Raw genomic sequence first — 24,789 nt, 5'->3', positions numbered from 1 at the left:
TTATAACATTTAAAACAAAATCAAAAAAATATTCGGGCTTATTCCCTTGATTTTGCCTACGCCCATTTTTTATGAATAAGCAAACACTTCGGCCTAGAATACATAGTATGAAGTATTCCCGGTAAAGATGTTTTGCTAGGTATGTAATTCATAATATGTATGAGGAGGAAATCAAATGGGTGGAAATGGTAACGAATGTTGTGGAGGCAGCCACGGCGGTTTCGATAACGGATTCGCATTGCTGATCGTATTATTCATCTTGTTGATCATCATTGGATGCAGTTGGGGATTCGGCGGCGGCTTCGGTGGATGCTGCTAATAATGATATAAATCAAAAAGGCGCCTGATCATGGCGCCTTCTTTGTTATGAATTGACTTTTATTTTTTCTCTTTGCTTTTGTTTTCGAGTCTTCATAATGAACCAAATGACTATAAGTGCAATGGGGATAAGCAAGAAATTCGCATATTGTGAAAAGATAGCTCCTGCTTGCTCCCATCTAGGTCCTAACTTAAACCCTAAATAAACATAAACGCTTGTAACAGGAAGCATCGCCATATAGGTATATAATATGAATTTCCAAATATTCATTTTCAATATTCCGCATGGCAGCGACACGGCGGTACGAATACCTGGTACAAACCGTCCAAAGAAGGCAATTCCCCCACCATACCTTTCAAAGAAGCGGTCAGCTTTGTTCAACTGCTCATCTTTGATCAAAAAGTATTTTCCGAACTTTAATACAAGCGGTCTCCCGCCATACTTACCTAAGGCATAAAGCGTCAATGGTCCCGTTACCCCACCAAGCGAACCAGCAAGGATAGTCAAGTATAAATTCATATCACCTTGATAAACCCAGTATCCTGCCAGTGGCAAAACTATTTCAGCAGGAATGAATTCAAAAGTCAAAGCTAGCAAAACACCGAAATAAGATAAAGATTTAAACGCTTCAATCATATTCATTATTAAAGTTTCCAATGAGGTTTCCCCTTTTCTAACTTTTATTACATATAAAAAGGGGTGCTCCAAGATGAATCCGGGCACCCATGATGTCAAAAAGGACATTGTCCATTGTATCACAAGTTAACCCGCATTTTTCCTTAATGTTCTCCTAAAACAATGTTCTTATGGAGTCATGTTTTGTTATCGGGCTATTTACTATAGAACTATGCTTGTAAGAAGAACGATAATAGAATATCAGATGGTCCAGAAACGAAAAAAACTTGAGGACGAATTGACCTCAAGCATTCGATATAGTTAACCAAGTGAATAGCCCCTAAATGGGTAGAGATGTACACATGACAAGTTCGGTACCCCGCTCTCAAATCATAAAAGGGGCAGAGAGCCTCCTCAATCCATCTTCCATTTGTTTTTTTGCATCTTTCATCATGCCATCAAGTAATTCTTTTACCGTGGGTATATCGTCAATCAATCCGGCAACCTGGCCGCTGTTCATAAAACCATTGTTAACATCCCCGTTCATCGCCCCATTAATATGATGGACCTCAGAGGTCATTTCACGATAATTCACAGGAGACAGCCCCTGTTTTTCCAAATCCAGGACTTTCTCGGTATATGGGTCCTTCAATACCCTTCTGACCTGGCCAAACGTTCTGCCCAAAATTACCGTATCATTGCCCATAGCTTCGATCAGTTTCTGTTTATATGACGGATGGAACGGTGCCTCTTGTGTAGCGATCAGCCTGGTTCCCAATTGGACTCCTGAAGCCCCCAGGATCAATGCCGCTGCCAAACCCCGTCCATTACCTATTCCGCCAGCCGCCAAAACTGGAATCGTCACATGCTTGCTGATTTGCGGAATGAGTGTAAAGGTCGTCATTTCCAGGTTCGAATTGATCCCGGCCGCTTCAAACCCTTCTGCGACCAACACATCAGCCCCTGCAGCTTGCGCTTTTTGTGCGTGCTTGACCGACGCAACGATGGCAATCACTTTTATATTCTTTTTTTGCAATAGCGGAATGAAAGGGGCAGGATTTCCTGCAGATAAGGAAACTACAGGTATTTCATGCTTCAGGACAAGACTCACTAACTCATCTGTATATGGACTAACATTTATTGGAATGTTCAACGCGAAATTGTTATTGGTTTTATCTTTGGTTTCGAGAATGATGGCTTCCACCTGTTCAGGATTCATGGTACCGCACCCTATTGTCCCCAATCCTCCTGCATTGGATACTGCAGCCGCAAGACTTGCATTGCTTATATTCCCCATGCCGCCTTGTATAATGGGATATTTTATCGCAAAAAGTTCACAAATATATTTCACTTTCATCCCTCCCTGTCAATTTAATGTTATACTATATTCATTAGAAAAACAATTCTGACTTTTCAAAAAGGAGCGAGATTATGATTATTCCTTACAATAATAAAAAACCATCCATTGATGATACTGTTTTCGTGGCACCCGGCGCTCATTTAATCGGTGATATTTCGATAGGGAAAGACTCGACCATTTGGTTTAATTCCGTACTGCGTGGTGATGAAGATTCAATTACAATAGGAGAAAAATGCAGTATTCAAGATAATTCAACCATTCATTTATTTGAAGGATGCCCAGTTGTCATTGAAGACGAAGTGACGGTTGGTCACAATGTCATCCTGCATGGCTGTAAAATAGGCAAACGCTCCATTATCGGTATGGGATCAACGATATTGGATAATGTAGAGATCGGCGAAGAATGCATCGTCGGAGCGAACACATTGATTTCCTCTGGCAAAATCATCCCCCCACGTTCACTGGTTATTGGTTCCCCGGGGAAAGTGGTTCGCAGATTGAATGATAAAGATCTTGAATTGATCCAACTTTCAATCGATACATATGTTCAAAAAGGAAAAGACTTCAAAGGGATACTTGATTAAGTAAAAGCAAGAGTCGAAAATGATAATGTGAAAAGAGCCTCGGCAAGTCGTCATTAGCGACTGGCTGAAGCTCTTTTTCACTTAATGATCAGTGGATGGTCCTTGGCATCATAGGTTTCGTCTTTCCGGCATAAATCATTGTTTTCCTGAAATACGCTTTCAAAGAAACGGCTTGCTGGTTCAGCCAAGACTTGATAATACTGGCTAAATAAAAGAGCAGCATGATTCCCATTCCACTTTGAAGGCAGAAGTTCCTTTGGCAGGCCCGGATCGATAAATAAAAATTTACGGTATTCATGCACCAAATTCGTTCGTTCCACAAAACAATCAGCATCGGACATTTCGCCCCTGCTAATGATGCTTTGATGAACGATGAATTGTTTGCTGTATTTCTCGATGAATTCTTCATATTTACTTTCAATCTCTTCTAAATGCCAGCTCTTCTCGACAAGCGATTGGTTTTCCTTTGGACCTTTGTACTCCGAAATGAAAAAATCAACATATTCATCTATGTCATATTTCTCGATCAAGCGATTGATTTGTTTCTCCAAATCATTAGGGGAAATCCAGCAACCACTTGAAAAACTGCCAAACCCGCTCCATAATAATTCTTTACGGAGATCATCCCGTAATTGCCGCTTATCTTCAGGGATCGTGTACATTAAGATACGCCATTTACCGTCCCATTCATTCGGTTTCATCTTATATATGCGGTTGGCCGCTTCATCCATTCTCTGCACACCGCGATCAGTCAAAAAGTAATAGCTTTTATTTCCCTGCTTCTCTGATTGAATCCAACCTTGCTTGACCATTCGTGAAACGGCTACACGAACGCCCTGCTCATTATGGCCGAATTCCTTTAACAAACGAATTAAACTGCCTATCCAGATTTTACTTCCATAGTTACGGATATAATCGCCGTATATCGTAAAAATCATGGATTGTGTATTAGTACCTATCTTTCTCACCTCGTCCTGACATTGTTACTATTTTCACACGGAAGACATAATAATTATTATATCTTTTTTAAATGAAAGCGCAATATTATTCACCAGTAAATCGTGCTTTTCTCCGTTCACTAAATGCCAGGAGCGCTTCCGATCTGTCTTGAGTCGGGATGGTCAATTCATAGGCTTTTCCTTCTATGGCCATTCCGGTTTGCAAGTCCGTATTCATTCCTTGGTCAATCGCATATTTGGCTTGTTTGACTGCAATCGGCCCGTTTTTCATGATATTGGCTGCCAATTCTCCACAAGCTGACATTAGTTGATCCCTTGGCACGACCTTCAAAAGGATCCCTAATTGATATGCCTCTTCTGCAGTCAATTTTTTAGCGGTGAAGATCAATTCCTTCGCTTTCATTTCTCCAATCAATCTCGGCAGCCGCTGTGTACCGCCTGCCCCAGGAATAATGGCCCAGCTTGTTTCAGTGAGCCCCAAAGAAACACCTTCGGCAGCAATTGCAAAGTCACATGAAAGCAGCCATTCAAATCCTCCCCCCAATGCATATCCATTGACGGCAGCTATGGTTGGCTGCGGAAGCCCTGCGATACTATTAAAAACATCACGAATCGCTTTAACGTTCCTTCTTACTTCCGCATCATTCAAAGACTTTCTTTCTTTCAAATCCGCTCCCGCGCTGAATGCTTTTTCCCCAGCACCGGTGAAAATGACGACACGGATATCGCCGTCATAAAAAACTGCATCGATGACTTCCTGAAGTTCACAAAGTGTCTCATAGTCGAAGCAGTTCAATACGTCGGGCCGATTCACTGTTATATAACCGATTTGATTTATCACTTCATAAATAACCTTGGACATGAGTCTCCTCCCCTTAATTTGTTTCGATATTTTCTATAATGGCGGATATGCCTTGGCCAACGCCTACACACATCGTCGCAAGACCATAGCGTACTTTCCGCTTTTTCATTTCGTGGACAAGTGTTGTTAAAATACGCGCCCCGCTTGCACCGAGCGGATGGCCAAACGCTATTGCTCCGCCGTTGACATTCACTTTCCCCTGATCCAATTTCAACTGGCGGATGCACTCCAAGGATTGGGAAGCGAATGCTTCATTCAATTCCACTAGCCCGATGTCTTCAATCGCCAAGCTTGCCCTCTCCAATGCCTTTTTAGTGGCATGGATCGGACCAAGGCCCATAATGGACGGTTCCAAACCCGCTACCGCCCCTACAACATATTTGGCCAGTGGCTTCAATCCAAGCTCCCGTGCTTTTTCTGCACTCATCAAAAGTAATGCCGAGGCTCCATCATTTACACCTGAAGCATTACCGGCCGTTACAGTGCCGCCTTTAAAGATCGGTTTGAGTTTTTCCAACTTTTCGATGGTCGTGTCAGGACGAGGGTGTTCATCCTTCTCGATAATGACCTCATTCCCTTTACGATCCGTATATCGAACAGGTACGATTTCATTAATGAAACGCTCATTTTCCACTGCTTTTTTCGCTCTTTGCTGGCTTTGATACGCGAATTGATCTTGGTCCTCCCTTGAAACCGAAAAACGCAGGGCGACGTTTTCAGCCGTTTGAGGCATGGAATCCGCACCATACATTTCTTTAAGTTTCTCATTCGTGAAACGCCATCCAATCGTTGTATCCTGAAGCTCCATTGAACCCCGCGGAAATTCACTCTCAGGTTTGGCCATGACGTACGGCGCCCTTGTCATGCTTTCAGTACCGCCTGCGATATAAATATCGCCTTCACCAACTGCAATGGAGCGTGCAGCGTACATGACGGCATCCAATCCGGAGCCACATAAACGATTTATTGTCGTTCCACCTACATTTACCGGAAGACCAGCTAAAAGGGCGGACATCCGGGCCACATCGCGATTATCCTCCCCAGCTTGATTTGCATTCCCGAAAATGACATCCTCAATTTGATCTGGCGGCAGCTCTGGATTGCGATCGGTCAGCGCCTTGATTACAATTGCACCGAGGTCATCCGGGCGAACGCTTTTCAAAGCGCCTTTATATCTTCCGATTGGTGTTCTCACAGCATCAATGATCACAACATCCTTCATTTCCTCACCAGCTCGCCGTCTTTTGTATAATCGTACACACCTTTACCTGACTTACGGCCGAGCCTGCCAGCTTTAACATACTGTTCAAGGAGGGGAGCCGGGCGGTATTTCTCACCAAGCTTACTATGTAAGTATTTTAAATTATTCAAACGGGCATCCAGTCCCACCAAATCACCTAGCTCAAATGGTCCCATTGGGTAATTCAGCCCTAACTTTATTGCCTTATCGATTTCCTCTGGTGTGCCTAAACCTTCTTGAAGCATAAAGAACGCTTCATTTCCTACCAAACAGCTGATCCTGCTGGTAACAAACCCAGGGAATTCATTTATGACCACTGTTTCTTTTCCCATTTTTCCGGCTACCTCTTTTATTACGGCGGCCGTTTCATCGCTGGTTTCAAGACCACGTACAATTTCAACGAGCGGCATCTTTTGTACAGGATTGAAAAAATGCATGGCAATCGTTTTTTCGGGACGTTTTCCATAAGAACCAATTTCCGTCGGGCTCATCGTGGACGTATTGGTTGCAAAATAACAGTCTTCTTTTGCATGGACTTCAATCGTTTCGAAGACTGCCCTCTTTATTTCCGCCTTTTCCGGAACTGCCTCTATGATCAAGTCGGCATATGCTGCTGATTCTTTCAAATTGGAAGAATAGGAAAATCTGCTTTTTGCAGCTGCCGCTTCTTCCTGGGTGATTTTTTGGTAGCGCACACCCTTCTCGAATATGGCATCTATCTCGTTTCTTGCACTTTCCAAAGCATCCTGATTCACATCCACCAGTACTACATTAAAGCCTCCTGTTGCTCCTACATAAGCTATTCCCCTGCCCATGACACCAGATCCGACAATCACTAGATTTCTAATCATTCGTTCATTCCTCCTTCAAAAATAAATAGAGCTGGCTGCGGATGAATCAGATCAGCATTCATTCATACTTGAATTACTTTTCCGACATACCGTTCAGCCAGCCGCCTATTTTATGTTTTATTAAATTCCAAAGGGATTTAAGGGACGGCTTCCATGATAGGAAATGATGCTTTTCGTTTCTGTATAAAGATCAAGTGTCTCAATACAAAGTTCCCTGCCGAATCCTGATTGCTTATACCCTCCGAAAGGTGTTCCAGGAAATGCGGAGAATGGGCAATTCACCATGACGATTCCCGCTTCTATTTGATTGGCCACTCTAGTCGCACGCCCGCCGTCTTTTGTCCAGAGGGCTGAACCCAAACCGAATTCCGTATCATTCGCGAGTCTCACGGCTTCTTTTTCATCTTTGAATTTCATTATGACAACGACCGGCCCGAATATTTCCTCTTTCACAACATCCATATCATGATTGACATTCGCTATGACCGTCGGCTCATACCAATAACCGTTTTCGAAACCTTCGATGACCGCTGGCTTTCCTCCTGTGAGGATTTTCGCTCCATCAGTAATGGCAGATTGTACATAATTGTCGATGACATCCAATTGCCCTTGATCTATGACTGCACCGACGTGTGTTTCTTTATCGAGCGGATTGCCCAATTTCAATTTTTTCGTTTTTTCTACGAATCTGGCAACGAACTCATCATATATGTCTTCGTGAACGTATAATCGGGATCTAGCTTCGCAAGACTGCCCAGTATTGTAGAAAATGCCATATAATGATCCATCGATAGCCGCTTCAAGGTCTGCATCCTCAAAAACAATATTAGGGGACTTACCGCCAAGCTCCAATGTCACCCTTTTTAATGTCTGTGAAGCTTTGCCCATGAGATCCCTGCCGATTGGCGTAGAACCCGTGAAGGCCACCTTATTCACTTTCGGATGTTCGACAAGGTAATTCCCTACGTCAGATCCAGGTCCTGGAATGATATTGACCACGCCGGAAGGAACACCAGCTTCTAAACAGATTTCCCCTAATACAATGGCAGTCAGCGGAGTTAACGAAGCTGGCTTGACAATGACCGAACAGCCGACTGCAATTGCAGGTGCAATCTTCCACGCAGCCATCATCATAGGGTAATTCCAAGGGATGATTTGAGCACAAACACCTACTGGCTCTTTTTCCGTATAGTTATGGAATTGACCAGGAACATTATTGACAGATCCGCGGTGTGCAACTAAAGCGCCTGCATAAAACTCGAAATCTTCAATTGCCTGCATGACTTGGCCTTGCGCTGCAGAGATGGATTTGCCACTGTTCAGGACCTCCAATTCTACCAATTCATTAAAGCGTGAACGCATGATCGCTGCAATTTTGTTCAAAACACGAGACCGTTTGTTAATCGGAGTCCTCTTCCATTTCCCGTTATCAAATGCTTCACGTGCAGCTTGAACAGCCTTTTCTGCATCTTCCTTGGTCGCCTTTGCAACCTTGGCAATGATTTCACCAGTTGCAGGATTATACGCATCAATCGTGGAACCATCCGAGCTTTCCACTCTTTCTCCATTAATGATCAGATGATAATAATCACGCTTCATTTCCGCTTTTTCAAATGCTGCCTCTTGTACTCTAACCATGTAATCCCACTCCCTTTTCTATATTACTTGCCTATGAATTGAGCTTTCCTTTTTTCGGTGAATGCTGCCACACCTTCTGCATAATCCTTCGTTAAGCCAGCAATTCGCTGACCCTCCGCTTCTTCTTTTAAGTATTCTTCCAATGAAAGGTGATAGGACGCCTCTAAGTATCTTTTGATTAAACCGATCGCTTTCGTTGGTTTGTTTGCGATATTCTCTGCAAAGGCTTTCAATTCCTCGTTCCATTCCTCCAAAACTATCACTTTTGTAGCGAGTCCGATATTTTTCGCCTCGCTAGCCGTAACCTTTTCCCCCAATAAAGATAATTCCAAGGCTTTCGCATGACCAACGATCCGCGAAAGGTAATACAGATTCCCCGAATCAGGAATCAACCCGATATTGACAAAAGCATTTAAAAAACTGGCTTTTTCAGAAACAAGCCGGAAATCGCATGCCAGCGCCAGACTGAAGCCAGCACCTGCAGCCACTCCATTGACTGCGGCAATGATCGGTTTTTCACAGTTTGCTATTTGCTGCATCATCGGACCGTAGTCTTCGCGCAGCTTCTGGCCTAAATTCAAGCCCTCATCAACATCCGATAAATCCTGCCCCGAACAAAAGGCCCTGCCTTCCCCAGTAATGATAATGGCCCGCACTTCATCTGACCCCGCAGATATTTTTATCGCTTTCTGTATTTCCTTATTCATTTGGGACGTAAAGGCATTAAGTTTATCAGGACGGTTCAAAGTAAGCCATGCCACTCCATTTTCAACCCTATATTTGATGGTTTCGTACATAGAGCACCCCTTATCCGCCTGTAAAATCCGGCTCTCTTTTTTCTACAAATGCTTTCATTCCTTCTTTTTGGTCCTCTGATGCAAAAAGAATATAGAAGTTCTTCCGTTCAAATTGCATGCCCTCATATAAGGGGTAATCAACGGCTTTATTGACGGATTCTTTAATCAGCCTTACAGCTAACGGGGGTTGCTTTGCTATCTTCCTGGCAAAATCAACCGTTTCTTCCATTAACAATTCAGGTGCCACGATCTTATTAATGAAACCATATTGCAGAGCTGTCTTTGCCTTTATCCTTTCAGCCGTCAACATCCATTCAAGTGCCTTTGTCTTGCCCACCAATTTCGTCAACCTTTGGGTTCCTCCCGCACCAGGCATGACCCCTAGTGTCACTTCCGGGAAGGAAAACTGGGTATCGCTGGCGGCAATCAGGAAATCACAGGATAAAGCAAGTTCAAAACCACCGCCGAATACAAAACTTTTCACCGCACCAATCACAGGCTTCTTGACTAGGCTTATTCGGTCCCAATCGGCAAATTGGTTCGTTAACTCCATACTGATTGGATTGTCGTTCACCATCTCGTCAATATCAGCTCCAGCGGAAAATGCTTTTCCATTGCCCGATAGCAAGATCACCTTCACTTGCGGGTCCCGGTCGAACTCTTCCATGGTTAAAACTATTTCCCTCACCATTTTCCTGTTAAGGGCATTCAGTTGCTTCGGCCGATTTAAAGTGATATAACCAATGCCATCCGCGATTGACGTTTCAATGAATTGAAGCGCATTCATTTTATTTCTTCGCCGATCATCATCGTTACAAGTTTCCCGGCAAAGCCCATTAGGTCTTTCCCTGATGCCTTTCCTTCCGGGGAACGCATTCCTTGTTGCAATGCATCGTGGTCTTCATAATACATTTCACAAAGGATGTAATACTCAGAGTCTTTGCCCATTGGGGTCCCTACAATTTTAGTGACCTCCATTTTTTGAAGTCCAGGAATTTTTTCCGTTATCGGACCATGTACATTGAAATAGTGCTCATCGAACTCTTCCTTGTTTTCAGGTTGTTTGTATAGGGCGATTAACTTTACCATTTTATAAAACCTCCATTTTATTAGATTATTTTTATCATCGGTTTCATCGCTTCGAACGGATTTTTGCATGCCTTACAATATAAAATGCTGCGGCAGGCAGTTGGACCGAAGATATTTTCCATCGTGACATATGTCGATTCACAATATGGGCAATCCACATGCCATGATCCATCACTTTTCATTTGTCGAGGAGGAGGGGAGATTCCGAAAACCTTCAATCCAGCTTTCCCCTTTTCCGTAATTCGATCGGATGTCCATGAAGGGGAACGTAAAAATTCCACACTTACATTTTTTACGGCAGGCAGCTGTCGAAGGGCTGTTTCCACATTTTTTTGAATGATCGACAATGCCGGGCACCCAAGAAAAGTTGGCAGCATTTTCACCGAAACGTCCTGGCCCGAAACCGTCACGTCTTCAACCATCCCTAAATCCAGAATACTTACTGTATCGATTTCGGGATCTTTAACGTCTTCCAGGAGCTTATATATTTCTTCTGTGTTTAACTGTACGGTCGCCATGGTACCCCTCCCCTTTCTATTGATTCACCATGAAGCTGCTTTATCGCTTGCGTATACTTCACTTAGCGTTTCTAGCGCCTTTTCCAAATCTTCCGTATGCTGGCCATTACGACCATCACCTCTTGCCATCCCTATTTGAATCGTTGATGCCAAGCCGACACTTTCAAAAATTGGTGTGATGGCCTCAATCCATTTTTTCTGTAAGACAGCTTCGCCCTCTATCAAGCCGAGCTCAACCATTTCCTCTCCATATTGTCCAAGTGAAAATACGCCAGCAAAATCGGGCATTGTTTTCCCGATCGCCGCTTTCATTCTCGAAACCGCTTCCAAGTGACCAGATCCCAGCAATTGGACGAACCATGTTTTCCAGTGCATCAAATGATAGTAAAGTTCCATCTGTACCTTTTGTGCCACTTCAGCAAGCGGTTCATATGAACATGAATGAAGGGATTGAACCTTAATCGCTTTGGCTTGGGTATAAAAATAATTCCGCACTACCGCAAACGCCCAATCATAATCCGGGTCTTTCAAATAGTAACCAGGTCCATTGACCAATTCGAGAATGATCGCATTGCGCCGTTCCTTGGCGGGACGGTCGTGAGCCAGCTTATCAGCATCCCCTTCACCGAGTTCTTCAAGTAATTTATAATATATGGCTGCATGCCCCATCGTGTCTTGAGATATCGAAGCGGATGCAACATCTTCTTCGATATGCGGTGCGAGTCCCAACCATTCTGCTCCACGGTATGAATGGATGAAGTCATCGTCCGCCAGTTGAAGCAGCAATTCCTTGATTGCGATGTCCTTCAATGATTCATTCCCCATTTTTCACGCCTCCAGCCCAAGACATTATCTCTTTTTCATCGAGCATTTCCTGCTCGTACTTCCGCCATTTTTTCTTTAGGTATCCATAGCCTTTTGTAGTCCTGTAATCTTTATTATCGATACGTTGAAGCGTTTTCTTTTCCTCGGCCGTCATTTTCCGTATATTCTGTCTTTTGACAACCCAGATATCATCTACAGCTTCACGTCTCATGAAATTTTCTTGTGCCATCATGATGGCGATATCCTCATTGGGGGCCAACAGGCTAAAATGATATTGAACGGGTGAGGTTTGTGTTTTTCGGCTAAATACTTCAAATTCTTCAAAGTAAGTTTTTTGTCTAGTTTCCATATAGTCCTTCCCCCTCCCTTAGATGACTTTCGGCGCTAATGCTTCGCGCACCCATTTATTATTTTCATAAGAAATTCTTCGAAGACTTAAGCGATCCTGTGAACGGGGCCCTTCATTTCTTGCGTACACCTTCAATTTCCCCCAGTCGGGTTGTTGGTAAATCCAGGTTTCCGATTCTTTATCAAATCGAAGTGTTTCATCGGGAATGGTATAGCCGAGTGAAAGAATCCGCTTCACATATTTAGAAAAGAAAGCTTGGCGAAGCTCTTCATTGGTACTTGTTCTGATTCTGTACTTAATCGTTATATCCTGTTTGGATGAGCCCACTTCTTTCTTACTCGGAGGTCCAAAGAAGAGTAACAAGGATTCCCACCAATAATTAATGGAGTCTTGAACCAATTTCCTTTGTTCTTCCGTTCCTTCAGCCAAAGCCATGATGATTGCTTCACCATGCTGAGCGTGAAAAACTTCTTCCGCGCAAATCCTTTGCAGCGCACGGGCATAAGGTCCGTATGAAGCGCCAAGCATGTTCGTTTGGGAAATGATCGCTGCCCCATCAACCAACCAGCCAATCAATCCTGCATCTCCCCAAGTTTTTGCTTCCATATGGAAAACATTATGAAACTTTAAATCTCCTTTAAACAAATCTTGCATTAGGTCATCCCGTTTTTTACTGTAAGGCTTTAGCAAATCCTCGGCGACACGAAGCAATAATTGCCCATGCCCCATTTCATCCTGCACCTTTGCCATGATTCCAAGTTTTCTATTTAAGGTCGGGGCTTTAGGTACCCATTCCTTTTCTGGAAGCGCCCCCATGATTTCACTTATGCCATGCATTGAAATTAATTTGATGAGGGTGCCTCGGTAATCTTCAGGCATCCAATCATCCGCTTCTATCTTTTCTCCAGCCTCGATTCTGGCAATAAATTGATTTAGCTTTTCTTGTTCTGCCATATCATTTAAAAGAACGTTCATCCAAAACACCTCTTATTCGATAATATATAACGTTTATATAACGTTATTATATTTTATTGTTATATTAAATGCAACACTATTCTGTCTTTTTACTGAATAAAAGGAAATTATCGGAATTGGACCAGACTTTTATTCAACTAATACGTTAAACGGCGACGATTCCACCTTGATGGACTCTGTTGGGCAGCCCTCCAGTGCATCATCCAAGTCATCAAATAAATCTTCTTCGACTTCTGCGGTGCCTTCATTTTCATCCAGGATGACGAATGCGACTCCCTCATCATTGTAATCAAAGATTTCCGGCGCAGCGGCACCGCATGCACCGCAAGCAATGCAAGTTTCTTGATCCACAATTGCATATTTAGCCATGATGCCTTCCTCCTTATCTCAATTTCATTAATTCTTTCTGCTTTCCCTACCGTCCAATTATCGTAACGTCACTGCAGTTTTCTTATTCATACACCCTTTTACCCACTGCCCCATTCATACGCTAATGATTTCATCATTCCGTTTATCCACGACACGAATGGCTTTTCCTTCTGAACGCGGAATGCCTTTTGGAATGTTAACAACAATATCCATCGTTACAAGACATGTGGATTTCATATGATGTTGAATCGTTTTCTTTAATTTCTCTACTTTTATATGCGCTAAGTCTTCTTCAATCTCTTTGTAGAAACCGCTTTCAATTTCTATATGCAGTTCAACACTATCCATATTCCCCTTCTTAACGAGGTGAATCTGGTAATGAGGAACAATACCCTCCATTTGGAATAACACACGCTCAATTTCAGATGGAAATACATTCACTCCCCTGACTATGATCATATCATCCGTTCTTCCTTTTACACGGGACATTCTTGTTGTGGTGCGTCCGCATTTACATGGTTCATGGGTAATGGAGGCAATATCGCCTGTACGATAACGAATGATTGGAAGCGCTTCCTTTGTAAGGCTTGTAAAGACAAGTTCCCCATCCTCGCCGTCCTCAACCGGTTCAAGTGTATCCGGATTAATGACTTCAACAAGGAAATGGTCTTCTGCGATATGCAGTCCATCCTGTGCTTCATGGCATTCTATTGCAACTCCTGGCCCCATGATTTCACTTAAGCCATAAATATCGACTGCTTTCAAATTAAGTTTCTTCTCTAGGGTAGCCCTCATTTCCTCTGACCACGGCTCAGCTCCGAAAATCCCATACTCAAGCCCATTGTTGGCTGGGTCAAGCCCCATCTCTTCCATCTTTTCTGCAATATTCAATATATAAGAAGGGGTTCCACAAATCCCACGCGGTTTAAAATCATTGATGATCGTAATCTGGCGATCGGTATTCCCCCCTGAAATAGGAACTGTGGCAACCCCTAACTTTTCTGCACCGCAATGGAGGCCCAGTCCACCTGTAAACAGACCATATCCATATGCGTTATGGAATATATCTGACTTGCGTCCTCCTGCAGCCACGATTCCACGTGCGACGATCGTTGCCCAGTTTTCCAAATCATTTTTCGTATACCCGACAATGGTAGGCTTCCCGCTTGTTCCGGATGAACCATGAATGCGTGTTACCTCTTCCATTGGAACGGCAAATAAACCGAACGGATACTGGTCACGAAGAGTCTGTTTTTTTGTAAATGGAAGCTTTGACACATCGCTTAAAGTTTGAATATCCTCTGGATCAATGCCCATTTCTTCAAACTTTTCTCTGTAATAAGGTACATTTTCGTATACATGGCTAATCGTTTTTTTTAGTCGTGCCGTTTGAAGACTTTCCATCTCAGCGCGGCTTGCCGTTTCAACTTCAGGATTGTACATTGTTTCAGCCCCCTCAAATTAGCTAGTGTTCCATCCGACTTCTCATTCATAACGATATTAAAACGGAATTTGAATTTATTGTTATGCTTCATTTTAAGATTAATACGTCATTTTAACGATGTCAATCATGTTTTGTATAATTTCACAAAACTTTTTTAATTTACATAATTTTCTGACTATGTTAATTTAATAATGGTATATCATATTATTAGTTACTCGTTTTAAAATCGTACTATAATTAAAAAGGGGGCTTATTATGGAACAACCGATTAAAATGGGTCATTTAGCAGAAAATCGTGACAACGAAACTAAGTATCGTCAATTAATTGAAACAGATGAGTTCAAGGATTTACTTCAAAAGAAAAAAGCTTTCATTGTACCTGTTACTCTATTCTTTCTTGCTTTTTATTTTATTCTGCCAATTTTAGCTGCTTATACGGATGTATTGAAAGGTGAAGCTTTTTTCAATATAACTTGGGCATGGGTATACGCACTACTCCAATTTGCTGTCGTTTGGATCGGGGGAATTGTATATATAAAAAAATCGGCGAAATATGACACAATGGCTAAAAACATTTTGAATAAATATCAGGAGGAGCTTGGCAAATGAGCATGTTATCCCTTACGCTTTTTTTAGGAATCATTTTGTTAACGCTTACAATAACCTATTACTCTTCTAAGAAGACGAAAAATGCCAGTGATTTTTATACGGCCGGCGGCGGATTGACAGCATGGCAGAATGGATTGGCCGTGGCCGGTGACTTTATGTCAGCCGCTTCTTTCCTGGGAATTACGGGTGCAATCGCACTGATTGGTTTCGATGGCTTTTACATGAGCATCGGGAACCTTGTTGCCTTTCTTGTCTTATTGTATCTTGTGTCGGAACCACTTCGCAATCTAGGTAAGTTTACGCTGGCAGACATGATTTCAGCACGCTTCAAATCAAAAAAAGTCCGTGGGATAGCTGCGGCTAACACACTTGTCATTTCAATCTTTTACATGATTGCACAACTTGTCGGTGCAGGAGGTTTAATTAAACTCTTGCTCGGCATCGATTATTGGCTATCCGTCCTTCTAGTTGGTGTATTGATGACGATTTATGTAATTTTCGGTGGAATGAGAGCGACAAGCTGGGTGCAGATCACCAAAGCTGTTCTTTTACTATGCGGTTCTGCTGTGTTGACGTTCATCGTATTTTCGCGTTTTAATTTCAACATTTCAGAGATGTTCCATCATGTCAAAACTGCAACACCGCTTGGAAATGAATTTTTGAATCCAGGAAATAAATACACCGATGGACTCGACATGATTTCATTTAATATGTCGCTTGTCCTTGGGGCAGCCGGCCTTCCACATTTACTCGTTCGCTTTTTTACAGTGAAGGACGCAGCTACTGCCAGGAAATCCGTGGTATATTCCACTTGGTTTATTGGAATATTTTTCATCATGACGATTTTCCTTGGTTTCGGGGCTGCTGCTTTCGTCGGTTTTGATAGAATTGTTGAAGCAAACTCGGCCGGGAACATGGCCGCTCCACTTCTTGCATTAACAGTGGGCGGGGAGTTCTTATTCGCCTTCGTTTCTGCTGTGGCATTTGCGACGATTTTAGCGGTTGTATCGGGTCTTGTTTTAACGTCGGCATCCGCTTTTGCACATGACATATATGGCGAAATCATCAAAGACGGAAACATTACGGAAAAACAGCAAATTCTTGTTGCCCGTATGGCCTCGATAAGCGTAGCGGTCATTTCGATTTTACTCGCTTTATTTGCACAATCTTTGAATGTCGCTTTCCTTTCTGTTCTTGCACTAGGAATAGCTGCCAGTGCCAATTTACCGATCATCCTATGTACAATATATTGGAAACGATTCAACTCAACCGGAGCAATCACCGGAATGCTATTCGGTTTAATCAGCTCCCTTATACTTGTCATGCTCAGTCCTAATGTATGGAATCCTGAGCCTGGAATGGGTATTTTCACAGGAGATCCCCTCTTCACGATGAGCAACCCGACTATTTTCACCGTGCCTCTTGGCTTTATCGGAGCCTATTTAGGCACAGTCTTGTCAAAGCCAAAAGATGAGGAGAACAAGTTTTCGGAAGTACTCTTCAAATCTAACACAGGATATGGAATAAGTTCTGCAAAAGACCATTAAAGGAAGGGAAGGTTTCAAATGACCATTCAATTAGATCAGGATATTCATGAATTGCATTACGATAAAATCAAGCAAGTGCTGGTGGACGAACCATATGCCTCTTTTCTCGGAATGAAGTTGACGAAACTCGGTCCCGGCACAGCGGAAGCTGAATTGATTCCTAGTGACCGCATGCTAAATAGCCACGGAACAGTTCATGGTGCGATTATCTTTTCACTTGCTGATTACGCGTTCGCCGCAGCCAGCAATTCATATGGCAAAATTGCGGTTGGCGTTTCAAACAACATCAACTTCTTATCAGCTGGCAAACGGGGTGAGACTTTAACTGCCAGAGCGGAAGAGATAAAGAAAAACCATAAACTGGCATGGTATAAAATAGACGTGTTAAATGAAAGGGAATTGATTGCAACCATGGAAGCGATGGTATACAGGAAAAATCAATATTTCGTCGACCAAGTTGAATAAGTAACGCTTGAAACCGGACAAGCAATCATCTTGTCCGGTTTCTTTTCCCCTTGATTTGCCCATGATACATACGCAGAGCTAATAAAAAGGGGATCCCCGATTTGGAATCCCCCTCCCTTATTTTATAACCCTTCTTCCTAGCTATTGACCGCAATACTGGAATCTATCACTTTTAGCCACTCCCCACGCTCCCTTTCACTGATTACATCAGACTCGTAAACTATTTTCCCTCTATTAATGGTAGCCGTGATTTGGCAAGGAAAGGTATGGCCCATATAAACGCTTTGCTTATGTTTCGCGAAGAAATTCGTTTCCGAAACTTCATGCGTACCATTAAGTGAAACGATGGCAAGGTCTGCATCCTTCCCTACCTTAATTTGTCCTTTTCTAGAGGAAAGACCGAACCTTTTTGCCGGGGCTGAAGCTGTCCACTCAGCGATTTTATGAAGCGGGATACCATGTAAAACTGCCAATTCTATCATCGACATCAGCGAAAATTGCCCCCCGCTTATTCCGCCCCACGCTTCAAAAATATTATGTATGGCAGGATCTTTCAGCTCAAAAGGGCATGGTGAGTGGTCAGAAGAAATCATATCGAATTTCCCTTCCATTAAACGGGTAATCAATCTTTCTTGTTCTTCTCTTTCCCTTAGCGGGGGAGCACATTTTGCAACCGCGCCTTTTTCTATTAAATCATCCTGATTGAATAATAAATAATGCGGACACGTCTCGACCGTCACATCCAGCCCCTTTTGTTTGGCCGATTCAATTTTTTCGATGGCCAAACTACTGCTAATATGGACAAAGTGCAGCGGACAGCCCGTTAACTCTGCATATGTAATGGCACGTTCCACAGCCTCCGCTTCCGCTTGCACAGGTCTTGTAGCTGCATAATCATTCGCACTGAATAGTCCATCCTTCTCTTTTTCCCGCTTGAACCACTGAGTGATCGGATCACTTTCCGCATGAAGGGCCAAGACCTTTCCCAATTCCGCTATTTTCTTCATTCCATGTAAAAGGGTGAAATCATCTGCCCGTTCAAACTCCTCATTTCCCGTCGCTGAAAGAAAGGCCTTAAATCCGATGACTCCGGATTTGGCGAGATCCTCTAAATCATCGATATTTCCCGGGACCAGTCCTCCCCATAATCCAAAGTCTACAACCGACTTCATCTCACCGAGCTTGCCCTTTTCAAGGAAAGCCTTTCGATCAATCGTTGAAGGGATTCCATTCAATGGCATATCGAAATATGTGGTGCAGCCTCCCGCCGCCATCATTTGCGATCCTGTTTCAAAGCCCTCCCAATGAGCGCGGCCAGGTTCGCTAAAATGCACATGGACATCAATCATACCAGGAAAGATATGCTGGCCATCCGCTTCATACTCTGCATCACCTTTACCATCCAGGATATCCCCAATCTTAACAATCACCCCATCCTGGATGGCGAGATCAGCTTTCTTCACTCCATCAGGAAAAACTACATATCCATTGCGGATAATAAGATCATATATTGACATACGGACCACTCCTCCAAAATAGTTTTATAATCAAAGAGAACCCCTTGATGCAGACACTTTCTCCGTCTTTCCCACATACACATCCAGTGCAGCCTGCAAAGCCTCTCCCCGATTAACTTGGAACCCCTGGCGCAAAAGGACAGCTTCCAAGGAAGCCAATACAAAGAGGATGTTTTCTTTCCTGCAACTGAATCCCATGGTCCCGATCCTCCAGATTTTCCCGTGAAGCGGACCAAACGAGGAAGCGATTTCGATGCCAAATTCATTCAACAGCATGACTCTTACAGCCTCACCGTCGATTCCTTTTGGAATTTCGATGCAAGTTACACACGGAAGTTTGTTTTTCCCATCCCCGAATAACGTTAGCCCCATTGCCTTGATCCCTCCAACGAGAGCAGCTTCGTGGAGTTCATGACGGGCAAAGCGCGTTTCCAGACCTTCTTCAAGCACAAGGCGCAACCCTTCACGTAACGCATAAATCATGGAAGTAGCTTCTGTATGGTGATTCAAGCGGCGCGGTCCCCAATAATCCTGCAGCATGCTTAAATCGAAATAATTACTGGTGATCGGACGGCGGAGCGAAACCTTTTGGTTGTCTTCATCCGTCGCAATACCACGTTCCACCTTTTTGCGGGACTGGATGATTTCTTCTATTCTCTCATTATACGTAATCGGTGCCATACCTGAAGGAACGGACAAGCATTTTTGCGTCCCTCCTATCAACCCATCAATACACCATTCATCCACCTTAACATCGGTGCCCCCGATGGAGGCAACCGCATCCACCACAAGCAGGACACCCAATTCACGGCAGGCCAACCCGATTTCCTTCAAAGGCTGCATACAACCAGTGGAAGTTTCCCCATGAACGATTGCTGTTATTTTAGGGGAGACTTTCTTGATTTCCGCGATGACAGCTTGCGGTTCGAACACCTCTCCCCAAGGACATTCCATCGTATGGACTTCAGCTCCGTATCGCTCACAGATTTCGACCAACAAATGACCGAATCTACCGAATATGGGAACCAGAACCTTATCTCCCGGCTCAATGATGCTGCATAAAATCGCTTCATTACCCGATCTTGAGGTGCCATCGATCGGGAATGCCCATTTATTTTTCGTTTGAAAAACCAAACGCAGCATTTCCATCACTTCATTCATGATTGTAGTGAATGCAGGATCGAATTGCCCTAATATCGGTGTGCTCATCGCCCTTAAAACACGCGGGTCCACTTCGACCGGTCCTGGTGTCATGATCGTTCTCATCGGTGCATTCAATTCTGAATATGCCATTTTCCCCAACTCCTTTAATAGGCTAATTTATATAGTATTTCACTTAAAACGTCGATTCCCTTTTCCATATCCGCAACACTCGTAAACTCCTTAGGCGAATGGCTGATCCCCCCCTTACTTGGAACGAACAGCAAGCAAGTCGGACAAAACGAACCAAATACCTGTGCATCATGGCCGGCTCCGCTGACCATATCTTGGTATGGTATATTTTTATCTTCAGTTATCTTTCGGACAAGGCGATTCATTTCCCGATCCATCGCAACAGGTTTGACATCCATCCATTGTGAAACCTCCAACTTCATTTCAGCCTCCTTTGCCAAGGAATCGAAAGTCGAAAAGATTTCCTTACAAAACCTTTCAAGAACCTCTTCCTCGTGATGCCTGATATCGAGACTGAGCTCCACTTCACCAGCAATGACATTCGGAACATTAGGCTTAACATCCATTCTGCCAACCGTCGCAACTAAACCCGGGTCCATCCCCTTCGCTTTTTTCGTTAAAAAAGAAATGAATTCCGAAGCAAAACCGACAGCATCCTTCCTGTATGACATGGGAGTGGTGCCCGCATGATCACTCTCACCCATGATTTTAACCGTATAACGGCGCTGCCCGACAATATGGCTGACGACCCCAATTGCATTCTCATTCTTTTCAAGCACCATCCCCTGTTCTATATGAATTTCGACGAACCGTTCAATATCATCGCGGACCGGGGTTTTATAGGCTTCAGGTTCAAACCCTGACTTTTTCATGGCTTCCAAAAAAGGAATTCCTTCTGTATCTTTTAAATCCCTGACATGCTCAAGACCATAGATTCCTTTAATATTCCTCGACCCCCAAAACGTTAAGGGAAATCTGCTTCCTTCCTCCTCACAAAAGGAAACGACTTCAATCGTCTTTCGCGGCGCCCCATAGGCCTTATACAACCTCTTAACTGCCAGGAAACTAGCGATGACCCCATATGCGCCGTCATATTTCCCCCCATCCTTGACCGTGTCTATATGAGAACCAGTCAGAATGATTCCACCGGAGAGATCCGCTCCCTCAAGCCTGCCAAACAAGTTGCCTACACTATCAAAATATGTACTGAGCTTTTCTTTTTCCATCTCAGCTTTCATTGCCTGCTGAGCGCTCATCCATTCCTTGGAATATAATAACCGGGTCACCCCATTATTCTCCGTTGCCCCGAAAGATGCCAACCATTCTATCATCGACGCAACATCATCCTTTTCATCTATGAATTTTTCGATTTGAATGCCCATCACATCGCTTCCCTTCTCAATATCCATTCATGTTATGAATATTCACAAATTTATGTTATCTATTATTTTACTTGCTTTCGCATTTAACTTCATTGACAATTCTGTTAGTATTTCGGTGTTTTTTTGTGCAAAATAACCAACTGAAAGTAAGCCAATAAAAGAAGAGAGCGCCCATTAAACCGGACACCCTCTTTTTATCAACTTGTATAATTTGAACCTAAGCCCAATTCCCTCAATAGCTGACGATAAGCGATCGACGTCTTATCTGCCGCGATATGCGCTTCCGCTTGCAAATCGAGAGGCAGCTCCTCCGGCTTTTGATTTTCCACCATTTCCTTATCTTCATTGAAAATCTGCAAATTGAATTCATAAGTATCTTCAACCGGGGCATCTATATCAAAGTTACGGGCCATCGGCGAAAACATTCTTGTCTTTCGTGCCGAAACCGGACTGGCACAGTTCAGGATGTGAAGTTTTCCATCCTCCGGGAAATGGACAGTAAGCCTGGCCGCCAGCGGTGGATAGATATCAAAAACACGCAGCCACTCAAAGTTGTCAGGTTCTAAATGCCGCATGCCTTTTCCGTAATTACTGACGGAACTTAAGTATTCCACATGCAGGCCATACTCCGTTTTTTCCACCTTATAACTAGGAACGATAGGATTGTTACGATCAGCGAAGCTTTCCGAATGAACCCAAGCAAAGTGGGACACATCCAAAAAACCTTCCATCTGCCGACCGGCTGAACCGGCAATGTCTATGGATGGCGGCAGGATGTTCAAATATTCCTCATCATCCCAGGCCGGTAACTTCGGAATATCCTCTTTATCGCTCGCAATCGAAGTCCAAACTAAGCCGTAGCGCTCTATCGCGGGATAAATATTAATGCAAAGACGCGGGGATATTTTAGCGTTGGGATGCGCAGGTATCCCCGTACAATTCCCTTCCGGACCATATCTAAAACCGTGGTAAGGGCATACGATATCATCACCATCCACCCACCCCATGCTTAATGGCACACCGCGATGCAGACAAAGGTCCCTCGCAACGATAATCTTCCCATTGGCCCGATAAAGGACAAGGTGCACATCCAGAAGTTTAATGCCTATCGGTTTTTCCGATACTTCCTCGACTGCAGCCACAGGAAACCAATATTGCGATAATACATCCCAGTCCCCTTTGCTGAATGTGCATTCTTTCGGAAACGGCGTTACTCTTTTTTTCTTACCGGAAGCAACTATGCCTTCACTCATTTTATCGTCTCCCTTATCCTCACGTTAATTTTTTATAAATATTAACAAAATCGAGATAATATGTCACTAACAATGTTATAAAACCTAACATGCAAATACTTTTTTATTTATCCAGCAATCCATACAATGAAATTTGCAGGATATGCCAAAGGGTTTGTATGATATGATAATGAAAATCCGCAAAACACGTTAGTAAACGACTAATATCAGTAACATGCACTATTTTAAAACAGATTCATTTCCCCTGTATTTATAAACTTACACTCAATACTCTAATTTTCCAAAATGAGGTGTTTCAGATGAAGGTAGCCGAACTTTTAACATTGCCAGCATTAACCGGCATGCATTTAATTGCCGGAGGAACAGGGATCGAACGGGAAGTCCGCACAGTCAATATGATGGACGCTCCGGATATCATCAACTTTTTAAAACCAAATGAATTCCTTGTAACGACGGCTTATCACATAAAGGACAAGCCGCATCTCTTGTCATCACTTGTCGAAGCGATGGCAAGCCAAGGCTGCGCAGCCCTAGGAATAAAGACAAGGAGGTACATAAAGGAAATACCTGAGGAGGCACTGGTTCTTGCCAATGATTTATCCTTTCCAATCATTGAACTCCCGGCCGAATTGTCACTCGGAGAAATCATCAACCATACATTACGGGGGATTTTGGATCAACGTGCAGCGGAATTGACCTTTGCCATGGAAACACATAAGCAATTCACAAACTTAATCATGCGCGGCAAAGGGATTCAAAAGCTGCTTGATCATTTATCGGATATGATTGGATACCCCATCTTATTAGTTGACCAGTACCTAAAACCGATATTCCAACCAATCTCTACATCCGGAATTATTCCAATAATCAAAAAAATGAGCGAAGAGGGATTCCGATTCCACAAAACCAAAACGTCTTTCTTTTCATTTTCGTCCCTTTCCAATAAACAGCCCTATACCGTCTTCCCCATCTTTATGAATGAAGAAAAATTTGGTTATTTGACGATATCGGGAGAAATCAAGACTAGCGATAACCTCATAACATTGACGATAGAACAGGCAACCAATGTCATTTCTTTTGCCTTGATGAAAGAACACGCCCTTAAACAGCATGATCGGAATATCCGAAATGATTTCTTCCTTCATTTTCTTGATGGCAGTTTCTCCTCACAAGAGGAAATCATAAATCGGGCAAAGGAGTTTTCCTTACCCAATGAACAAACCTATATATGCGCAGTCGGAAAGATCGATGAATCCGATTCGGACATAAGTTACACACAGCTGCAACGAAGGGCTGATTCGATATACGAGTTTTTGGAAGATGAACTTTGCCTATCACCCAATCCCATTCACCTCTTTACCAAAGGCAAGAAATGCATTCTTTTATATGAAGTGAATGAAGTCTCTGCCGACGTTCTCCAGACTGTCGAAACCTCGCTAAAATCATTGCAAAGGATAACAGCCAGCCAGTTCGGCTGCACGATTTCTTTCGGAGTGAGCCATTTGAGCCAGAGTTTTTTACAGACCAAGAACTCTTTCAAAGAAGCGAACGACTCCCTTCTCGAAGGAGGTCTTTCGAAAAGGACCGAATACATCCAAATATTCCGAACGAAGGATATTATGGAATTATTGAGGATCATCCCCGAAGAAGACCTCATGAATTTTCACCATTATGCACTACAGGGATTTTCAAAGGTTTTCACCGAGGAGGAGCAATCTTTATTACAGACATTATCCGTCTATCTCGAAACTCATTGTCAAATATCTGAAACTGCCAAAAGGTTATTCGTACATCGAAACACAGTTGTATACAGACTCGAGAAATGCGAAGAGCTGCTCGGCAAGAGCCTGAAAGATTCGGAGACCACACTCCAGATACGGCTTGCCCTTCGCATTAAAACCTTACTTAAAATATAAAACAAAAGCCTCCCATCACTTTATGCAAGTTGTCTATATCCACAACCAAAAATTGTCTAATCTAACTAATGACAATTTTCTGATTTTTTATTATGATATTAATCATAACAGAATCACGTGATATAAAATGACA

The 24,789-nt window shown here is 43.2% G+C and carries 26 protein-coding genes; 6 read left to right on the top strand and 20 right to left on the bottom strand.

The genetic code is table 11. The features are described from left to right. Positions 1 to 175: 175 nt before the first annotated feature. A complete protein-coding gene (locus tag OSJ91_RS05850) occupies positions 176 to 319 on the top strand; it encodes a YjcZ family sporulation protein (RefSeq protein ID WP_350301603.1) in 144 nt (47 codons plus the stop codon). A 45-nt stretch (positions 320 to 364) separates the two neighbouring features. Here OSJ91_RS05850 and OSJ91_RS05845 read toward each other — a convergent pair whose 3' ends face one another. Together OSJ91_RS05845 and OSJ91_RS05840 are read right to left on the bottom strand one after the other, a co-directional pair. Beyond that, positions 365 to 976, bottom strand: coding sequence for a DedA family protein (locus OSJ91_RS05845; RefSeq protein ID WP_485891205.1), 612 nt, complete (start codon positions 974 to 976; stop codon positions 365 to 367). A gap of 343 nt (positions 977 to 1,319) precedes the next feature. Beyond that, complete coding sequence (locus OSJ91_RS05840) at positions 1,320 to 2,285, bottom strand: NAD(P)H-dependent flavin oxidoreductase (protein WP_485891203.1); 966 nt, start codon at positions 2,283 to 2,285, stop codon at positions 1,320 to 1,322. Between the two features lie 80 nt (positions 2,286 to 2,365). Here OSJ91_RS05840 and OSJ91_RS05835 point away from each other — a divergent pair, with 80 nt between their 5' ends. After that, positions 2,366 to 2,878, top strand: a complete 513-nt coding sequence (locus OSJ91_RS05835; protein WP_241593642.1) for a gamma carbonic anhydrase family protein — start codon at positions 2,366 to 2,368, stop codon at positions 2,876 to 2,878. 77 nt (positions 2,879 to 2,955) lie between these two features. Here OSJ91_RS05835 and paaX read toward each other — a convergent pair whose 3' ends face one another. From paaX to paaK, 14 genes are all read right to left on the bottom strand, one after another. Then, positions 2,956 to 3,837, bottom strand: coding sequence for a phenylacetic acid degradation operon negative regulatory protein PaaX (gene paaX / locus OSJ91_RS05830; protein ID WP_485891854.1), 882 nt, complete (start codon positions 3,835 to 3,837; stop codon positions 2,956 to 2,958). 85 nt (positions 3,838 to 3,922) lie between these two features. Further along, on the bottom strand, positions 3,923 to 4,699 hold the full coding sequence (locus OSJ91_RS05825) for an enoyl-CoA hydratase-related protein (protein WP_350301600.1): 777 nt from the start codon (positions 4,697 to 4,699) through the stop codon (positions 3,923 to 3,925). Positions 4,700 to 4,712: 13 nt separating this feature from the next. Further along, positions 4,713 to 5,921: an acetyl-CoA C-acyltransferase gene (locus OSJ91_RS05820; RefSeq protein WP_350301599.1), complete on the bottom strand. Its 1,209-nt coding sequence runs from the start codon at positions 5,919 to 5,921 to the stop codon at positions 4,713 to 4,715. Then, on the bottom strand, positions 5,918 to 6,790 hold the full coding sequence (locus tag OSJ91_RS05815; RefSeq protein WP_230177278.1) for a 3-hydroxyacyl-CoA dehydrogenase: 873 nt from the start codon (positions 6,788 to 6,790) through the stop codon (positions 5,918 to 5,920). Before OSJ91_RS05815 ends, OSJ91_RS05820 begins: the two co-directional genes overlap by 4 nt. A 120-nt stretch (positions 6,791 to 6,910) precedes the next feature. Continuing rightward, entirely contained in the window at positions 6,911 to 8,428 is a 1,518-nt protein-coding gene (locus OSJ91_RS05810; RefSeq protein ID WP_230177277.1) for an aldehyde dehydrogenase family protein, read from the bottom strand. A gap of 23 nt (positions 8,429 to 8,451) precedes the next feature. Beyond that, complete coding sequence (locus tag OSJ91_RS05805) at positions 8,452 to 9,225, bottom strand: enoyl-CoA hydratase-related protein (protein ID WP_350301598.1); 774 nt, start codon at positions 9,223 to 9,225, stop codon at positions 8,452 to 8,454. A gap of 10 nt (positions 9,226 to 9,235) precedes the next feature. Then, positions 9,236 to 10,012 (bottom strand): enoyl-CoA hydratase/isomerase family protein, encoded by a 777-nt coding sequence (locus OSJ91_RS05800; RefSeq protein ID WP_485891202.1) that lies wholly within the window; start codon positions 10,010 to 10,012, stop codon positions 9,236 to 9,238. Further along, the gene (locus OSJ91_RS05795) at positions 10,009 to 10,314 is read right to left on the bottom strand and encodes an EthD family reductase (RefSeq protein WP_034314904.1); all 306 of its coding nucleotides are present in this window, start codon (positions 10,312 to 10,314) and stop codon (positions 10,009 to 10,011) included. Before OSJ91_RS05795 ends, OSJ91_RS05800 begins: the two co-directional genes overlap by 4 nt. A 20-nt stretch (positions 10,315 to 10,334) precedes the next feature. Next, on the bottom strand, positions 10,335 to 10,832 hold the full coding sequence (gene paaD / locus OSJ91_RS05790; protein WP_252280041.1) for a 1,2-phenylacetyl-CoA epoxidase subunit PaaD: 498 nt from the start codon (positions 10,830 to 10,832) through the stop codon (positions 10,335 to 10,337). Positions 10,833 to 10,856: 24 nt separating this feature from the next. After that, a complete protein-coding gene (gene paaC, locus OSJ91_RS05785) occupies positions 10,857 to 11,657 on the bottom strand; it encodes a 1,2-phenylacetyl-CoA epoxidase subunit PaaC (protein WP_485891201.1) in 801 nt (266 codons plus the stop codon). After that, positions 11,647 to 12,006, bottom strand: a complete 360-nt coding sequence (gene paaB, locus OSJ91_RS05780) for a 1,2-phenylacetyl-CoA epoxidase subunit PaaB (RefSeq protein ID WP_485891200.1) — start codon at positions 12,004 to 12,006, stop codon at positions 11,647 to 11,649. The genes paaC and paaB overlap by 11 nt, the downstream gene beginning before the upstream one ends. Positions 12,007 to 12,024: 18 nt before the next feature. Beyond that, the gene (gene paaA / locus OSJ91_RS05775; RefSeq protein ID WP_485891199.1) at positions 12,025 to 12,981 is read right to left on the bottom strand and encodes a 1,2-phenylacetyl-CoA epoxidase subunit PaaA; all 957 of its coding nucleotides are present in this window, start codon (positions 12,979 to 12,981) and stop codon (positions 12,025 to 12,027) included. A 129-nt stretch (positions 12,982 to 13,110) separates the two neighbouring features. Beyond that, positions 13,111 to 13,350, bottom strand: a complete 240-nt coding sequence (locus tag OSJ91_RS05770) for a ferredoxin (protein ID WP_133349024.1) — start codon at positions 13,348 to 13,350, stop codon at positions 13,111 to 13,113. A gap of 114 nt (positions 13,351 to 13,464) precedes the next feature. Beyond that, entirely contained in the window at positions 13,465 to 14,793 is a 1,329-nt protein-coding gene (gene paaK, locus OSJ91_RS05765) for a phenylacetate--CoA ligase PaaK (RefSeq protein WP_350301593.1), read from the bottom strand. 256 nt (positions 14,794 to 15,049) lie between these two features. Between paaK and OSJ91_RS05760 the strand changes: the two genes are divergently transcribed. The 3 genes from OSJ91_RS05760 to OSJ91_RS05750 are packed head-to-tail and all read left to right on the top strand — an operon-like array spanning position 15,050 to position 17,415. Then, positions 15,050 to 15,403: a DUF485 domain-containing protein gene (locus OSJ91_RS05760; protein ID WP_485891198.1), complete on the top strand. Its 354-nt coding sequence runs from the start codon at positions 15,050 to 15,052 to the stop codon at positions 15,401 to 15,403. After that, positions 15,400 to 16,950, top strand: coding sequence for a solute symporter family protein (locus OSJ91_RS05755; protein ID WP_485891197.1), 1,551 nt, complete (start codon positions 15,400 to 15,402; stop codon positions 16,948 to 16,950). The genes OSJ91_RS05760 and OSJ91_RS05755 overlap by 4 nt, the downstream gene beginning before the upstream one ends. An 18-nt stretch (positions 16,951 to 16,968) precedes the next feature. Beyond that, on the top strand, positions 16,969 to 17,415 hold the full coding sequence (locus OSJ91_RS05750; RefSeq protein ID WP_485891196.1) for a PaaI family thioesterase: 447 nt from the start codon (positions 16,969 to 16,971) through the stop codon (positions 17,413 to 17,415). 137 nt (positions 17,416 to 17,552) lie between these two features. On the opposite strand, the gene OSJ91_RS05745 is transcribed toward OSJ91_RS05750, so the two are convergent. From OSJ91_RS05745 to OSJ91_RS05730, 4 genes are all read right to left on the bottom strand, one after another. Further along, a complete protein-coding gene (locus tag OSJ91_RS05745; RefSeq protein WP_485891195.1) occupies positions 17,553 to 18,932 on the bottom strand; it encodes an allantoinase in 1,380 nt (459 codons plus the stop codon). 30 nt (positions 18,933 to 18,962) lie between these two features. Further along, on the bottom strand, positions 18,963 to 20,225 hold the full coding sequence (locus OSJ91_RS05740; RefSeq protein ID WP_485891194.1) for a pyridoxal-phosphate-dependent aminotransferase family protein: 1,263 nt from the start codon (positions 20,223 to 20,225) through the stop codon (positions 18,963 to 18,965). A gap of 14 nt (positions 20,226 to 20,239) precedes the next feature. Beyond that, complete coding sequence (allC, locus tag OSJ91_RS05735; RefSeq protein ID WP_485891193.1) at positions 20,240 to 21,487, bottom strand: allantoate deiminase; 1,248 nt, start codon at positions 21,485 to 21,487, stop codon at positions 20,240 to 20,242. Between the two features lie 197 nt (positions 21,488 to 21,684). Continuing rightward, complete coding sequence (locus OSJ91_RS05730; RefSeq protein WP_485891192.1) at positions 21,685 to 22,740, bottom strand: Rieske 2Fe-2S domain-containing protein; 1,056 nt, start codon at positions 22,738 to 22,740, stop codon at positions 21,685 to 21,687. A gap of 299 nt (positions 22,741 to 23,039) precedes the next feature. On the opposite strand from OSJ91_RS05730, the gene OSJ91_RS05725 reads away from it, so the two are divergent. Continuing rightward, positions 23,040 to 24,656: a PucR family transcriptional regulator gene (locus OSJ91_RS05725; protein ID WP_485891191.1), complete on the top strand. Its 1,617-nt coding sequence runs from the start codon at positions 23,040 to 23,042 to the stop codon at positions 24,654 to 24,656. Positions 24,657 to 24,789 lie beyond the last annotated feature (133 nt).

Source organism: Bacillus sp. T-10(2022) (assembly GCF_056502895.1).
This window is presented reverse-complemented; position numbering and strand designations above follow the sequence as displayed.